The 15,029-nt window shown below is 75.3% G+C and carries 14 protein-coding genes; 11 read left to right on the top strand and 3 right to left on the bottom strand.

Features of this window, described 5'->3' with window-relative positions; translation table 11 throughout:
- Positions 1-32 precede the first annotated feature (32 nt).
- From DMP17_RS42595 to rimI, 7 genes are read left to right on the top strand one after another with little or no spacing between them, the layout of a single operon-like run.
- Positions 33-1,526, top strand: a complete 1,494-nt coding sequence (locus DMP17_RS42595) for an NAD(P)H-hydrate dehydratase (protein ID WP_337832475.1) — start codon at positions 33-35, stop codon at positions 1,524-1,526.
- Between the two features lie 58 nt (positions 1,527-1,584).
- Complete coding sequence (gene argG, locus DMP17_RS42590; RefSeq protein WP_226353800.1) at positions 1,585-3,009, top strand: argininosuccinate synthase; 1,425 nt, start codon at positions 1,585-1,587, stop codon at positions 3,007-3,009.
- Between the two features lie 38 nt (positions 3,010-3,047).
- Positions 3,048-4,256, top strand: a complete 1,209-nt coding sequence (alr, locus tag DMP17_RS42585; RefSeq protein ID WP_443217959.1) for an alanine racemase — start codon at positions 3,048-3,050, stop codon at positions 4,254-4,256.
- On the top strand, positions 4,253-5,506 hold the full coding sequence (locus DMP17_RS42580; RefSeq protein WP_226353798.1) for an alpha/beta fold hydrolase: 1,254 nt from the start codon (positions 4,253-4,255) through the stop codon (positions 5,504-5,506). Before alr ends, DMP17_RS42580 begins: the two co-directional genes overlap by 4 nt.
- Positions 5,503-5,979, top strand: coding sequence for a tRNA (adenosine(37)-N6)-threonylcarbamoyltransferase complex ATPase subunit type 1 TsaE (tsaE, locus tag DMP17_RS42575; protein ID WP_226353797.1), 477 nt, complete (start codon positions 5,503-5,505; stop codon positions 5,977-5,979). The genes DMP17_RS42580 and tsaE overlap by 4 nt, the downstream gene beginning before the upstream one ends.
- 10 nt (positions 5,980-5,989) lie before the next feature.
- Positions 5,990-6,679, top strand: a complete 690-nt coding sequence (gene tsaB, locus DMP17_RS42570; RefSeq protein ID WP_226353796.1) for a tRNA (adenosine(37)-N6)-threonylcarbamoyltransferase complex dimerization subunit type 1 TsaB — start codon at positions 5,990-5,992, stop codon at positions 6,677-6,679.
- Positions 6,676-7,167 (top strand): ribosomal protein S18-alanine N-acetyltransferase, encoded by a 492-nt coding sequence (rimI, locus tag DMP17_RS42565; RefSeq protein ID WP_226353795.1) that lies wholly within the window; start codon positions 6,676-6,678, stop codon positions 7,165-7,167. The genes tsaB and rimI overlap by 4 nt, the downstream gene beginning before the upstream one ends.
- Here rimI and DMP17_RS42560 read toward each other — a convergent pair.
- The gene (locus tag DMP17_RS42560) at positions 7,146-8,057 is read right to left on the bottom strand and encodes an aldo/keto reductase (protein ID WP_226353794.1); all 912 of its coding nucleotides are present in this window, start codon (positions 8,055-8,057) and stop codon (positions 7,146-7,148) included. The genes rimI and DMP17_RS42560 overlap by 22 nt on opposite strands.
- An 18-nt stretch (positions 8,058-8,075) precedes the next feature.
- Positions 8,076-9,668 (bottom strand): alkaline phosphatase D family protein, encoded by a 1,593-nt coding sequence (locus tag DMP17_RS42555; RefSeq protein ID WP_337832473.1) that lies wholly within the window; start codon positions 9,666-9,668, stop codon positions 8,076-8,078.
- Between the two features lie 279 nt (positions 9,669-9,947).
- Here DMP17_RS42555 and groES point away from each other — a divergent pair, with 279 nt between their 5' ends.
- On the top strand, positions 9,948-10,238 hold the full coding sequence (groES, locus tag DMP17_RS42550) for a co-chaperone GroES (RefSeq protein ID WP_020623960.1): 291 nt from the start codon (positions 9,948-9,950) through the stop codon (positions 10,236-10,238).
- 119 nt (positions 10,239-10,357) lie between these two features.
- Positions 10,358-11,980, top strand: coding sequence for a chaperonin GroEL (gene groL, locus DMP17_RS42545; protein ID WP_226353792.1), 1,623 nt, complete (start codon positions 10,358-10,360; stop codon positions 11,978-11,980).
- Between the two features lie 117 nt (positions 11,981-12,097).
- Here groL and DMP17_RS42540 read toward each other — a convergent pair whose 3' ends face one another.
- Positions 12,098-12,433, bottom strand: a complete 336-nt coding sequence (locus DMP17_RS42540) for a WhiB family transcriptional regulator (RefSeq protein ID WP_062403765.1) — start codon at positions 12,431-12,433, stop codon at positions 12,098-12,100.
- Positions 12,434-12,517: 84 nt separating this feature from the next.
- Between DMP17_RS42540 and DMP17_RS42535 the strand changes: the two genes are divergently transcribed.
- Positions 12,518-13,573: a hypothetical protein gene (locus tag DMP17_RS42535; RefSeq protein ID WP_226353791.1), complete on the top strand. Its 1,056-nt coding sequence runs from the start codon at positions 12,518-12,520 to the stop codon at positions 13,571-13,573.
- Positions 13,574-13,775: 202 nt separating this feature from the next.
- Entirely contained in the window at positions 13,776-14,372 is a 597-nt protein-coding gene (locus DMP17_RS42530) for a response regulator transcription factor (protein ID WP_010225624.1), read from the top strand.
- Positions 14,373-15,029: the final 657 nt, after the last annotated feature.

The following is a 15,029-nucleotide window of genomic DNA, read 5'->3' as shown; positions in this document are numbered from 1 at the left end:
GATCATGGTCGCCCGGCGCTAGCCTCGCGGCCATGCACGGGCTCCACACCGCGGACCAGGTACGGGCGGCCGAGGCGGCCATGATGCGCACCGTCGGCGACGGGGTGCTGATGCGCCGGGCCGCGGCGGGGCTCGCGCACCACGTGCGGGAGTTCCTCGGCGCGACCTACGGCCGCCGGGTGGTGCTCCTCGTCGGGGCGGGCGACAACGGCGGCGACGCCCTGTGGGCCGGCGCCGAGCTGCGCCGCCGGGGGGCGCACGTCACCGCGGTGCTGCTGGCGCCGGACCGCGCGCACCCGGCGGGCCTCGCCGCGCTGCGCGCCGCCCGCGGGCGGGTGCTGGTCCTGCACCCGCCCGGCCCGGCCGCCGGCGGGCTCGACGCGGCGCGGGCGCTGGTGGCGGGGGCGGACGTCGTCGTCGACGGGATCGTCGGCATCTCCGGGCGCGGTGCGCTGCGCGACCCGGCCCCGGAGCTGGTCGCCGCCGCCGACGGGGCGGGTGTGCCGATCGTGGCCTGCGACCTGCCCTCGGGCGTCGACTGCGACACCGGGGCGACCGACGGGCCGCACGTCCGCGCCGCGCTGACGGTCACCTTCGGCTGCCGCAAGCCGGTGCACGCCCTCGCCGCCCCCCTCTGCGGCCCGGTACGGCTGGTGGACTTCGGGCTCGGGCCGTTCCTGGAGGGGACCGAGCCGCACGCCCGGGTGCTGTCCGACGGCGACGTCGGCGCCCGCTGGCCGGTCCCCGGCCCCGACGACGACAAGTACAGCCAGGGCGTCGTCGGGATCGCCGCCGGGTCGGCCACCTACCCCGGCGCCGCCGTCCTCGCCGCGGGGGCCGCGGCCCTCGCCACCTCCGGGATGGTCCGCTTCGCCGGGTCCGCCGCCGACGAGGTCCGCAGGCACTGGCCGGAGATCGTCGCCACCGGCGACATCACCGACGCGGGCCGCACCCAGGCCTGGGCGGTCGGGCCGGGGCTGGGCACCGGCGGGCAGGGCCAGGCGGTGCTGGAGGAGGCGCTGGACCGCGAGGTGCCGCTCTGCCTCGACGCCGACGCGATCACCCTGCTCGCACAGCACGCCCACCTCCGCGACCGCATCCACGGCGAGCCCGTCGTGCTCACCCCGCACGCGGGGGAGTTCGCCCGGATCGCGGGCGAGGTCGGGCCCGACCGGATCGGCGCCGCCCGCCGCGCCGCTGCCGACCTCGGGGTGACGGTGCTGCTGAAGGGGAACGCGACCGTCGTCGCCGCACCGGACGGACGGGTGCTGGTCGACCCGGCCGCGGACTCCTGGGCCGCGACCGCGGGCTCCGGCGACGTGCTCACCGGCATGATCGGCGCGCTGCTGGCCGCCGGGCTGGACCCGTGGTGGGCGGCGGGCTGCGCGACGCTGGTGCACGCCCGCGCCGCGACGGCGGCCGCCCGCGAGCACGGGCTACCGCCGGTCCCGGCGCCGGCGTCGGCGATGCAGGCGGCGATCCCGGTCGCGCTGCGGGCGGTGCGGGCCGCCGCCTCCCCGTACTGACCGCGGAAGCGGCACACCGGCGGACCTGCGCCGGGAGCGGGTTGTTAGCGTTCCGCGCGTGCCGAAGATCCTGACCAGCCTCCCCGTCGGCGAGCGCGTCGGCATCGCCTTCTCCGGTGGCCTCGACACCTCCGTCGCCGTCGCCTGGATGCGCGAGAACGGCGCGGTCCCCTACGCCTACACCGCCGACCTCGGACAGCCCGACGAGCCCGACCTCGTCGCCGTCCGCGAGCGCGCGCTGGAGTACGGCGCCGAGGCCGCCCGCGTCGTCGACTGCCGTCGCGCACTGGTCGACGAGGGCATCGCCGCGATCGCCTGCGGTGCCTTCCACATCCGCGCCGGCGGGATGCCCTACTTCAACACCACCCCGATCGGCCGCGCCGTCACCGGCACGCTGCTGGTCCGCGCCATGGCCGACGACGGCGTCTCCATCTGGGGCGACGGCTCGACCTTCAAGGGCAACGACATCGAGCGGTTCTACCGCTACGGCCTGCTCGCCAACCCGGCCCTGCGGATCTACAAGCCGTGGCTGGACGAGGCGTTCGTCGACCAGCTCGGCGGCCGCGCGGAGATGAGCGCCTGGCTGGGCGAGCGGGAGCTGCCCTACCGCGACTCCGCGGAGAAGGCGTACTCGACCGACGCCAACATCTGGGGCGCCACCCACGAGGCCAAGAGGCTCGAGCACCTCGACACCTCGATCGAGATCGTCGAGCCGATCATGGGCGTGCGGTTCTGGGACCCGGCCGTCGCGGTCGAGACCGAGGACGTCACCGTCGAGTGGGAGTCCGGTCGCCCCGTCGCGATCAACGGCACCCGCTACGACGACCCGGTCGCGCTGGTCGAGGAGGCCAACCGGATCGGTGGCCGGCACGGCCTGGGCATGACCGACCAGATCGAGAACCGGATCATCGAGGCCAAGAGCCGCGGCATCTACGAGGCCCCGGCGATGGCGCTGCTGTTCGTCACCTACGAGCGGCTCGTGTCGGCGATCCACAACCACGACTCGCTGTCGGCCTACGAGGAGCAGGGACGCCGGCTCGGCAGGCTCCTCTACGAGGGCCGCTGGCTGGAGCCGCAGTCGCTGATGCTGCGCGAGTCCCTGACCCGCTGGGTCGGCAACGCGGTCACCGGGTCGGTCACGCTGCGGCTGCGCCGCGGCAACGACTGGTCGGTGCTCGACACCCGCGGCCCCGCCCTGGCCTACGCCGAGGACCGGCTGTCGATGGAGCGCGTCGAGGACGCCCCGTTCACCCCGGGCGACCGCATCGGCCAGCTCACCCTGCGCAACCTGGACCTGGCCGACTCCCGCGCCAAGCTGGAGCAGTACTCGGCCACCGGGATGCTCGGCGGCGAGTTCGGCACCTTCGTCGGCGAGATCGAGGCCGGGCGTGCGGCGGAGATCACCGCGACGCCGTCGGACCCCGACGCCGAGCAGGCCGAGGAGTCCCTCGACCGCGCCGCGATGGAGGCCGGGACCGACTGAGCCGGGCTCGGGACCGGGCCGCGCCGGGCCGGGATGCGATGATCGGGGCCGTGCTACCCACGACCGACCCCGCACCCGGTCCGCGGCCCCGGCCCGGACCGGGCGCACCGGCGGCCGAGGCGGTGGTCGACCTCGACGCCGTCCGGCACAACACCCGGTACCTGTCGGGTCTCGCGTCCGGGGCCGAGACGATGGTCGTGGTCAAGGCCGACGGCTACGGCCACGGCGCCGCCGCCGTCGCGCGGGCGGCGCTGTCGGCCGGGGCGACCCGGCTCGGCGTCGCCACCCTGGACGAGGCACTCGCGCTGCGGGCCGACGGCGTCGACGCGCCGCTGCTGTCCTGGCTGCACCTGCCCGACTCCGACTTCGCCGCCGCCGTCGCCGCGGGGGTGGAGCTGTCGGTGTCCGGCCGCGAGCACCTCGCCGCGGTGCTGGCCGGTGCCCGCGCCGCGGGCCGCCCGGTCCGGCTGCACCTCAAGGCCGACACCGGGCTGTCGCGCAACGGCTGCCCGCCCGGCGAGTGGCCCGCCCTGCTCGACGACGTCTCCGACGGCGTCGCCGACGGCACCTGCGAGGTCGTGGCCGTGTGGTCGCACCTGGCCGCCGCCGACGAGCCGGGCCAGCCCGCCGTCGACAGCCAGGCCGCGCGGCTGCACGCCGCCGCCGCGCTCGCCCGGGACCGCGGGTTCGCCCCGCAGCTGCACCTGTGCAACTCGGCGGGTCTGATGACCCGCCCCGACCTGCACCTCGACGTCGTCCGGCCGGGGATCGCCGTCTACGGGCTCGACCCGATCGCCCGCCCCGCCGACAGCCCGCTGCGCCCGGCGATGACGCTGCGCGGCCGGGTCGCGCTCACCAAGACCGTCGAGGCGGGCGAGGGCGTGTCCTACGGCCACGAGTGGGTCGCCCGCGAGCCGCGCACGCTGGCGCTGGTGCCGCTGGGCTACGCCGACGGCGTTCCGCGCCGGCTCAACGACGGCGGCCGGATGCGCGTGCGGATCGGCGGCACCGTCCGGCCGGTCGCCGGGCGGGTCTGCATGGACCAGTTCGTCGTCGACTGCGGGCGGCCGGGGGTGCTGCCGGTCGCGATCGGCGACCCGGTCGAGCTGTTCGGCACCGGCGCCGACGGCGGACCGACGGCCCGCGAGTGGGCCGACGAGCTGGGCACCATCCACTACGAGATCGTCACGGGCGTCCGGGGGCGGGTGCGCCGCACGCTGACCGACGGGCGCGGGGGAGTCGCATGAGCCGCAGGGGATGGACCGTCGCCGGGATCGCGGGCGGTGTGGTCGGCGCGGCGGGCGCCGCGGCCGGGGTCGGCGTCGCCGCGCAGCGACGCAAGATCGCCGCCACCCGTCGCAGCCTGGCCACCGAGATGTCCGCGCACGCCGGGACGCCGCCGGGCACCGTCGGCGAGGAGATGTCGGTGATGGCCGACGACGGCGTCCGCATCGCCTGCGAGGTGGTCGCGCCGGCCGACGGCTCGGAGCCCGCGCTGACGGTGGTGCTGGTGCACGGCTTCGCCCTGGACCGGCGCACCTGGCAGGAGCAGCGACCGCACCTGGCCGGGCTGACCGGCCCGTCGGTGCGGATGGTGCTCTACGACCAGCGCAGCCACGGCCGCTCCGAGCGGGCGCCCGCGGACTCCTGCACGATCGACCAGCTCGGCCGCGACCTCGACGCCGTCATCCGCGCGCTGGCCCCCGAGGGTCCGCTGGTGCTGGTGTCGCACTCGATGGGCGGCATGACCGTGATGGCGCTGGCCGAGCAGCACCCGGAGCTGTTCCACGAGCGCGTCGCCGGGGTGGCGTTGGTGTCGACCTCGGCGGGGGAGATGGCGTCCTCGGGGCTGCCGGGCACGTTCCTGTCCCGGCGCAACCCGATCATCCGCACCCTCGGTGGGCTCGCCGCGTGGCAGCCCGGCCTGGTCGAGACGGGCCGCCGCGCGCTGGGCGACATCATCTGGGTGTTCACCAAGCGCTTCGCCTACGGCGACCGCCAGGTCGACCCGCGGATGGTCGACCTCGTCGACACGATGATCGACTCGAACGCCGTCGGCGCGCTCACCGACTTCGTCGACACCCTCGGCACCCACGACCGGCTCGCGGCGCTGCCCGGCCTGTCCGGCTGCGAGGTGCTCGTCCTGGCCGGCGACGGCGACCGGATCATCCCGTGGCGGCACAGCGAGGTCATCGCCGAGGCGATCCCGACCGCCCGGCTGGTGCGCCTGCCCGGGGTCGGGCACATGCCGATGCTGGAGCAGCCCGAGGTCGTCGACGCCGAGCTCGACGCGCTGATCGCCCGCACCACCGAGCGCACCGCGGGCGGCGGGCTGCGGGCCAAGCGCCCGCCGCAGCTCACCGACACGACCGACGACGAGCAGGCCGAGGCGGGCGGCGGCGCGCTGCAGGGGCTGCTGCGCAGCGCGGGCCGCGTCCGCCGGGGCAGCCGCACCCCGGCCCGGGCCGGCCGGTCCCGGAAGAAGGACCGGCCGTGATCCCCGCCCCCGGCGCGGACGCCGTCGTCACGGAGCTGCCGACCGTCGCCGACACCGAGTCCTTCGGCGAGACGGTCGGCCGCGAGCTGGTCGCCGGTGACGTCGTGCTCCTGGCCGGGCCGCTCGGCGCGGGCAAGACCGCCCTGGTCCGCGGCCTGGCCCGCGGGCTCGGGGTGACCGGCACGGTGGCCTCGCCGACGTTCGTGATCGCCCGCGAGCACCCCTCCGCGGGCGACGGCCCGGCTCTGGTGCACGTCGACGCCTACCGGCTGGGCGGGCCCGACGGGAACGTGGACGTCGCGGCCGAGCTGGACGACCTCGACCTCGACACCGAGCTGGACCGGGCGGTCGTCGCCGTCGAGTGGGGGGTCGGGGTCGCGGAGCGGCTCGCCGGGTCCGCGGTGACGATCGCGCTGGAGCGCCGCGACGACGACACCCGGGTCGCGACGCTGCGCCGCACCGCGCGTCCGTAGGCTCGCGGGCGTGCTGGTACTGGCCCTCGACACCGCGACGACCGTCGTCACCGCCGGTCTCGTCGACCTCGGCCCCGACGGCGGGCTGCGGACCCTCGCCGCCCGCGCGCACGACGGCCGCCGCCACGGCGAGCTGCTGATGCCCGCGGTCCGGGCGCTGTGCGCCGAGGCGGGCCACGCGCTCGCCGAGGTCGGGGCGGTGGTCGTCGGCGCCGGTCCGGGCCCGTTCACCGGGCTGCGGGTCGGGATCGCCTCGGCGGCCGCGCTCGGCCACGCCCTCGACGTGCCGGTGCACGGCGTCGTCACCCACGACGCCCTCGCCTGGGGGCTGCACACCGGCGGGAACCTGCTGGTCGTCACCGACGCCCGGCGCAAGGAGGTCTACTGGGCCGCCTACGACGCCTCCGACCCCGCCGACGCCCACTCGGTCCGCAGGCTGACCGGCCCGGCCGTCGAGGCCCCGGAGGCGCTGGCCGCGCGCCTGGACGAGCTGGCGATCGGCACCGTGGTCGGCGATCCGGCGTTCGCGCAGCGGCTCGGCCGCGAGATCGGCGGCCCCGGCGCCCCGACCGTCGACGGGCTGGTCGGCGTCGCCGCGGCGGACCTGCTCGCCGGCCGGGCCCCCGCCCCGGTCGAGCCGCTCTACCTGCGCCGCCCCGACGCCGTCGAGCCGACCGGCCGCAAGCGCGTCACCGCGTGAACGCCACCGTCTCGCTGGGCCCGCTGTACCGGGCCGACGCGGCGCGCTGCGCGGAGCTGGAGGAGATCCTCTTCCCCGGGGACGACCCGTGGAGCGCGCAGGCCTTCCGCGACGCCGTCTCCTCCGGCCAGCTCTACCTCGCCGCCCGCGCCGGTGACGAGCTGGTCGGCTACGCCGGGCTCGCCGTCGTCGCCGGGCCGCCGATGGCCGAGGCGGAGGTGCACACGATCGGCGTCGACCCGGCCTGGCAGGGCCACGGCATCGGCCGCGCACTGCTGCGGGGGCTGCTCGCCGTCGCCGACGAGCTGCCCGCCACGGTGTTCCTGGAGGTCCGCACCGACAACGTCCCGGCCCGCACGCTGTACGAGAGCCACGGGTTCACCGTGGTCGGGCTGCGCAAGCGTTACTACCGGCCGTCGATGGCCGACGCCCACACGATGCGCCGTGACCGCGTGCGGAAGGCCGCTCAGGACGTCGCGGACAGGTAGGACAGCAGGCGCAGCTCGTCGTCGGTCAGCTCCAGGGTGAGCATCGGCAGCAGCTGCTCCAGCTGCTCGACGGTGCGTGCGCTCGCGATCGGCGCGGTCACCGCGGGCTGCGCGGCCAGCCAGGTCAGGGCGATCGCCGGGACCGGGACGCCGTAGCCGGCGGAGATCTCGTCGAGCCCGGCGAGCACGGCGCGGCCGCGGGAGTCCAGGTACGCCGCCGCGCCCTGCGCCCGCGGGCTCTCCGGGGCGGGGGAGTCGGGCCGGTACTTGCCGGTCAGGAAGCCCTTGGCCAGCCCGTAGTACGGGTGGACGGCCAGCTTCTCCGACTCGGCGAGCGGGGCCAGACCCGCCTCGAAGTCGTCGCGCTCCATGAGGTTGTAGTGCGGCTGGATCGTGCTGAACGCGGTCAGCCCGTCGCGCGCGGAGATCTCCAGCGCCGACCGCAGCCGCTCCGGGGAGAAGTTCGACGCGCCGACCTCGCGGACGAGGCCCTCGCGCACCAGGGCGTCGAACGCGTCGAGGGTCTCCTCCTGCGCGGTCGCCTCGTCGTCGCGGTGGGCGTAGTAGAGGTCGATCCGGTCGGTGCCCAGGCGGCGCAGCGAGTCCCGCGCCGCGGCCGCGACGTTCTCCGCCGACAGGCCCTCGCGGCCGGGCAGGGCGCCGACCTTCGTCGCGAGGTGCAGCGCGTCGCGGTTGCCGCGGGCGGCCATCCACTCGCCGAGGATCGTCTCGGACTCGCCGCCGGAGTTCCCCGGTGCGCGCCACATGTAGGAGTCCGCGGTGTCGATCATCCGTCCGCCGGCGGCGACGAACGCGTCGAGGACGGCGAACGAGGTCTCCCTGTCCGCCGTCCAGCCGAAGACGTTCGCGCCGAGAACCAGGTCAGCCACGCGTCCGAACCTACTCCGCTACAGCGGTCGCAGGCCCGGCCGACGGTCCTCGGTCACGAACCGTCCGCGGGTCTGCACCGGGGCGCCCGGCTGCCGCACGAACGGCACCACCTTGAACTCGGCCTCCATCCGGTCCGCGGTGAACCGGGTGCTGACGTAGCCGCGGCGGTTGTTGTGGAACCGGATGTGCGGGTTCTCGGCGAGGACGGCGTCGGAGCCGTTCTGCTTCTCCGAGCCGTCGCCGCCCGAGGTGATCGAGCTGGACACCAGCTCGGTGCCGACGACCGGCGAGGCGGGGTCGTCGAAGCGGCGCTTCACGTCGGCGCCCCAGTGCGCGTGCACGTCGCCGGTGAGCACGACGAGGTTGCGGGCGCGCCCGCGCTGCGTGGCCGCGGTCCAGGAGTCGACGACGCGGTCGCGCGAGCCGGGGTAGCCGTCCCACGCGTCGGGGTTGAAGCCGCGCCCGGCGCCCGGGGTGAAGTCGACCTGGGAGAAGAACACCTGCTGGCCCAGCACGTCCCAGCGGGCGCGGGAGCGGGCGAAGCCGTCGGCGATCCAGCGTTCCTGCGCGGAGCCGGGCAGCGACCGCGCCGGGTCGGTGCGCTCCGCGCAGTCGCTGCGGAACTCGTCGCCGCAGGGCTGGTCGCCGCGGTACTGGCGGGTGTCGAGCATGTGGAAGGTGACCAGCCCGCCCCAGCCGACGCGGCGGTACAGCCGCATGGCGGCGCCACGGGGGCGCTGGGCGGCGCGCAGCGGCATGTTCTCCCAGTAGGCGCGGAACGCGGCCGCCTTGCGGGCGGTGAAGTCGCCGGGCGGGTCGAGCGGGAGCTCCCGGACGTCGCCGGCCCAGTTGTTCTCGACCTCGTGGTCGTCGAACACGACGAGCCACGGCGCGGCCGCGTGCGCGGCCTGCAGGTCGGCGTCGGCGTGGTACTGGGCCAGGCGCTGCCGGTAGCCGGCCAGCGTCGTCGTCTCCGGGCCGGCGTGGTCGCGCACGTTCCCGCCGGGCGCGACGTAGTCCTTCGCCGGGTACTCGTAGATGTAGTCGCCCAGGTGCAGCAGCACGTCCGGGCGCTCCTCGGCCATCCGCCGGTAGGCGGTGAACCACCCGTGCTCGAACTGGGAGCAGGAGGTGAAGGCCATGTGCACCGGCGTCATCGACGCCGGCGGGGGCGCGGTGCGGGTGCGGCCGGCGTCGGAGACGGTGCGGCCCACGCGGAAGCGGTAGTGGTAGTCGCGGCCGGGGCGCAGGCCCGGCACCTCGACGTGCACGCTGTGGCCCGCGTCCGGCCCGGTGCGGACCCGGCCACGACGCACGACGCGGGTGAAGCGCTCGTCGTCGGCGACCTCCCACTCGACGTCGGTGGCGCGGTTCCCGAGCCCGCCCAGGCCGTCCTCGGCGACGGGGTCGGTGGCGAGCCGGGTCCACAGCACGACCGAGGTCGGATCGGGTTCCCCGGAGGCGACGCCGAGCCCGAACGGGTCGCCCGGCGGCCGGGCCGGGGCGGGTCCGGGCGCCGCGGCGGCGGCGCCGGGCAGCAGGGGTGCGGCGGCGGTGACGGCGGCGGCGGTGAGTCCGGCGCGCAGCAGCGAACGGCGGGAGGTGACCACGATGTGCAGTGCAACGGTCCCGATCGAGTGACACCGGGCCGTCGGCCGACGAGTACGTGAACAACGGGCGACGACCGGGAACTCCCGACACGCCCGAACGGCGCGGTTGAGCCCCCGCTCGGCTTCTGGCACTCTCATGGATAGAGTGCCAACGCGCGCGGCGGACGACCTCCGCCCCGGCACCCGCGACGGCGGGGCGGGAGTCGCCACGTGCGCGCTGCTGACACCGCTAGAGAACCCGTGACACCGGATTCACCCCAGGAAGGGGAGGTCATCGTCGTGGCGAACATCAAGCCGCTCGAGGACAAGCTCGTCGTCCAGGCCAGCGAGGCGGAGACCACCACCGCCTCTGGCATCGTCATCCCGGACACCGCCAAGGAGAAGCCCCAGGAGGGCAAGGTCCTGGCCGTCGGCCCGGGCCGGGTGGACGACAACGGCAACCGCGTCCCGCTCGACGTGGCCGTGGGCGACGTCGTCATCTACTCGAAGTACGGCGGCACCGAGGTCAAGTACAACGGCGAGGAGTACCTGATCCTCTCCGCGCGCGACGTGCTGGCCGTCGTCAACTGACGCGAGGCATCGCCTGACGTACCGCCCCGGGTGGTCCACCCCCAACGGTGGCCCGCACCGGGGCGGTCGCGTCTCTCCCCCGAGAACCCGAGTATCCCGAGAGGCAGCGAGAACAAGACATGGCGAAGCAGATCAGCTTCGACGAGGAGACCCGTCGCGCGCTCGAGCGTGGCGTGAACCAGCTCGCCGACGCGGTGAAGGTGACGCTCGGCCCGCGCGGCCGGCACGTCGTCATCGACAAGAAGTTCGGCGGTCCGACCGTCACCAACGACGGCGTCACCATCGCCCGTGAGGTCGACCTCGAGGACCCGTTCGAGAACCTCGGCGCGCAGCTGGCGAAGACCGTCGCCACCAAGACCAACGACGTCGCGGGCGACGGCACCACCACCGCCACCGTGCTCGCCCAGGCGCTGGTGAAGGAGGGCCTGCGCAACGTCGCCGCGGGCGCCGCGCCGTTCGCGCTGGGCCAGGGCATCGCCGCGGCCTCGGCCAAGGTCTCCGAGGTGCTGCTGGCGAAGGCCACCCCGGTCGACGCCAAGAGCCACATCGCGCAGGTCGGCGCCATCGCCTCGCGCGAGCAGGAGATCGGCGACCTGATCGCCCAGGCGATCAACACCGTCGGCAAGGACGGCGTGATCACCGTCGAGGAGGGCTCCACCCTCTCGACCGAGCTGGAGATCACCGAGGGTCTGCAGTTCGACAAGGGCTACCTGTCGCCGTACTTCGTCACCGACTCCGAGTCCATGGAGGCGGCGCTCGACGACCCGTACATCCTGCTGCACCGCGACAAGATCGGGTCCATCCAGGACCTGCTGCCGCTGCTGGAGAAGGTGCTCGGCGAGGGCAAGCCGCTCCTGATCATCGCCGAGGACGTCGAGGGCGAGGCGCTGTCCACGCTGGTCGTCAACTCGATCCGCAAGACCGTCAAGGTCGCCGCGGTCAAGTCGCCGTTCTTCGGTGACCGCCGCAAGGCGTTCATGGACGACCTCGCGGTCGCCACCGGCGGTCAGGTCATCAACCCCGAGGTCGGCCTGAAGCTGAACGAGGCCGGGCTCGAGCTGCTGGGCCGCGCGCGTCGCGTCGTCGTCACCAAGGACGCCACCACGATCGTCGAGGGCGCCGGCTCCAAGGCCGACGTCGAGGGTCGTGTCGCGCAGCTCAAGCGCGAGATCGAGGAGTCCGACTCCGACTGGGACAAGGAGAAGCTCCAGGAGCGCCTGGCCAAGCTCTCCGGCGGTGTCGCGGTCATCAAGGCCGGTGCCGCCACCGAGACCGCGCTCAAGGAGCGCAAGCACCGCATCGAGGACGCCGTCGCGGCGACCCGTGCGGCGGTCGAGGAGGGCATCGTCCCCGGCGGCGGTTCCGCGCTGGTGCACGCCGCGGCCGAGCTCGAGGGCGGGCTGGGCCTGACCGGTGACGCCGCGACCGGTGTCGCGATCGTCCGCAAGGCGCTCTCGGCGCCGCTGTACTGGATCGCCGAGAACGGCGGCGACGAGGGCGCGATCGTCGTGTCCCGCGTCGCCGAGGGCGGCTGGGGGACCGGGTACAACTCGGCCACCCGCTCCTACGGCGACCTGATCGCCGACGGCGTCATCGACCCGGTCAAGGTGACCCGGTCGGCGGTGGAGAACGCCGCCTCCATCGCGCGCATGGTGCTGACCACCGAGAGCGCCGTGGTGGACAAGCCGGAGAAGGCCGACCCGGCCCCGGCCGGTGGCCACGGGCACGGTCACGGTCACTGATCCGGTCCGAGCACGACGACGGCGGGCGACCCTCGGGTCGCCCGCCGTTGTGCGTTGCGGGGCAGGAAGTGTGTGCCGTCCGACGGGAGATGGGAGCCCCCGCCGGTCGGGGCTCTCTCAGGCGGTGTGGATCTCCACCGGCTGGACGGTCGCCTCGGCGGCGACCTTGAGCGTGCGGCGCGGACCGCGGATGATCGCGTCCCGCTCGGACTCGGACAGGCCGCCCCAGATGCCGTAGGGCTCGTGCACCTTCAGTGCGTGCTCGCGGCACTGCTGCACCACGGGGCACTCGGAACAGACCTGCTTCGCTCGGGTCTCACGACGGGCCCGGGCGGGACCGCGCTCACCCTCGGGATGGAAGAAGAACGCGCTGTCCATCCCCCGGCAGGCTCCCTCCATCTGCCAGTCGTAGATGTCGGCGACCGGGCCGGGAAGCCTCCGGATGTCCGCCATGTTCGTCACCTGCCTTCGCTATCGAACCTGACGACGCTCAGATTCCCTGGCCATGGCGGCCGCAAACCTGATTCGAGGTGAACGATGGTGCACGTCCGACAGGGTGGTGCATGGCGAGCGCCGTCGGCGGAGGTCCGGGCCCTGCTCGCCGGGGTGGCGACGGACCGGGAGGTGGCCGCGGCGGCGCGCCCGGACGGGCCGGCGGAGCTGCGGTGGGCGGCCGCCGTCGCCCGGGGCGGCTCCGGGCACTACGCGGCCGCGGCCGCGCTGCTCGACGGGGTGCGCCGCGACCCGGCGGCCGGGGTCGTGCCGCGGGCGCACGCCACCGTCACCCGGGCCTCGCACCTGCGCCAGCTCGGCGGGCACCGCGCCGCGGCCGCCCTCGACGGCGCCGCGCTCCGGCTGGTGCTGCCGGGCGCGGGGACCCCGGGCGACCCCGGGCCGTGGGGCCTCGACCGCGCCGCGGCCGTCGCCGACGCGCTGACCGGGCTCGCCGCCGACGCCCTCGGCCGCCTCGACGCCGCGACCGCCGCCGTGCTGCTGCGCCGGGCCGGGCCGTGGTGCGGCCCGCACGGTCACCGCACCCGGGTCCGCCATGGCTGGGTGACCGCGGAGACGGCACTGGTCGCGGGCGACCCGGCCGCGGCGCTCGCCGCCGCCGACGAGGCGCTGGCCGGGGCACGGGCGCTCGGGTCCGCGCGGCACGTGCTCAAGAGCCGTCTGGTCCGGGCGGTCGCCGCCGGGGTGGCGGGGCGGGACCGGGCGGGCGTCGTCGCCGAGCTGGACGCGGTGGCCGCGGACGCGCTCGTACACGGACTGCTACCGCTGCACCGCCCCGCGCTGCTCGCCCGGGCCGACCTCACCGGGCCGGGACCGGGGCCGGACGGGGCACCGGACCCGGCCGGAGGTGGTCCGGATGCCGTACCCGCTCGGCCGTACCGCGGGCGCCGCGGGGCCGATCGGGCGACGCCGGAGGCCGGTTCCGGACCGGTCGTCGGAGCGCGACACGCCGGAGCGTCACCATTCGATACGCGCAGTCGCCGAGCGGATGCGGAGGGTCGCCGACATGCGGTGTTGCACACGGTGAGCGTCCTCTATACGCGAAGTGACCGTAGCGGGCGAGACCTGCTGCGGGAGTAGTGCCCGGAGTCCGGCCCGGACGATGTACCGTACGGACTACTCCATTCGGCGACGCTTCACCCACATGACGCTGATGCACGTGGGTCAGAGCGCCGAACGGAGGGCACAAAATCGCCCCGACCGTGTCAAGGTGAGAGTGTCACCCGCCGATTCGGAGGGTGAAGAATCACCCGGCTGCAGGAAGCTGCAGGAAGGAATCGTCGTGACGACGGTACTCATCTGCGACGATCGTCGCAGCGTCCGCGAGGGACTGACTCGCGTCATGTCCGCGGTCCCGGGGGTCCAGCGCATCGACTGCGTCGCCCACGGGGACGAGCTCCTCGCCCGCTACGCCCGCCAGTCCGTCGACGTCGTCCTGGTCGGGACGCAGCGTGCTGTGCCCACCGGGGTGGAGGCCACCCGACGACTGGTGGCCGCCCACCCGCAGGCCAACGTCATCGTCTTCGGAGCCCCGGACGACGCCGGCAGCATCGCCGCCGCCATCGCCGGGGGGGCACGCGGCTACCTGCGCTGGGACGCCTCGCGTCCCGAGCTGGTCGCCGCGCTGGCACACACCCTGGCCAGCACCTCGGTGCCGACCCCTCGCGTCCCCACCGACCCGGGGGTCCAGCTCACCGAGCGCGAGCTCCAGGTGCTGCGCGGGATGAGCCAGGGCAAGAGCAACGGCCAGATCGGCCGCGAGCTCTACCTGTCCGAGGACACCGTGAAGACCCACGCCCGCCGGCTGTTCCGCAAGCTCGGCGTCCGTGATCGCGCACAGGCCGTGGCCCACGGCTTCCGGCGCGGCCTGGTGTCCTGACCGGGTCCCCACCCGGAACGGCACGAGAACGCACCACCGAGCGACCGACCCCGAACCGGCCGCTCCACCCCACCCGTCCGCGGGTGGGCATCGTGAGCCGGACCGACCCCCGCGGTCCGGCTCCACGCCCCGGACATCCCCGTGTCCGGCCCACGCACCCGGGCCGCTGCAGACCCCGCGGCCCGCACCCGGGACACCACGCCCGGGAGATCCGCCCCGACCGGCTCCGGCCGGTCCGGCGCCCCGGTGACGGGACGCCGGTCGTGCTCCCCGCGACCGGACCCCGCCGGGCCCCGCGGCCGCCCCGGCCGAGGCCGACGACGGATCCGCCGGACGTCGTAACCGTCCGCCTCCGATCGGCCCTCGTCCGACGAGCGGTCGGCGGGACGCCGGGAATCGTCACCCGGCGTCCCTCGCGTCCCCGGGGTCACATGCGTCACCGCAGCCCCGCGGCCCCGACGGCGACCCGTCCGGATTCCGCGCCGAACCGGGCGCGACCCGCGCCGGGCGGTCCACGGCCGGTGATCGGGCGCGGACGATCTTCACTGCGTCCGGTGACCGCATCCTGCGGTGGGTGACGAACCGCTCGCCGACCGTGGCCGCCCCGTGGACGTGTTCCGGCGCGGCCCCGCGCAACCCGGAACTGTGCACGATCGT

This window comes from Pseudonocardia sp. TMWB2A (assembly GCF_017312135.1).
The sequence above is the reverse complement of the archived record's forward strand: the minus strand, read 5'-3'. Positions and strand labels throughout refer to the sequence as shown.

Coding starts and splice junctions, on each gene's coding strand:
- DMP17_RS42595 (WP_337832475.1), top strand. CDS start 33: ATGCACGGGCTCCACACCGCGGACCAGGTACGGGCGGCCGAGGCGGCC.
- alr (WP_443217959.1), top strand. CDS start 3,048: ATGATCGGGGCCGTGCTACCCACGACCGACCCCGCACCCGGTCCGCGG.
- DMP17_RS42580 (WP_226353798.1), top strand. CDS start 4,253: ATGAGCCGCAGGGGATGGACCGTCGCCGGGATCGCGGGCGGTGTGGTC.
- groL (WP_226353792.1), top strand. CDS start 10,358: ATGGCGAAGCAGATCAGCTTCGACGAGGAGACCCGTCGCGCGCTCGAG.
- DMP17_RS42540 (WP_062403765.1), bottom strand. CDS start 12,433: ATGGCGGACATCCGGAGGCTTCCCGGCCCGGTCGCCGACATCTACGAC.
- DMP17_RS42535 (WP_226353791.1), top strand. CDS start 12,518: ATGGTGCACGTCCGACAGGGTGGTGCATGGCGAGCGCCGTCGGCGGAG.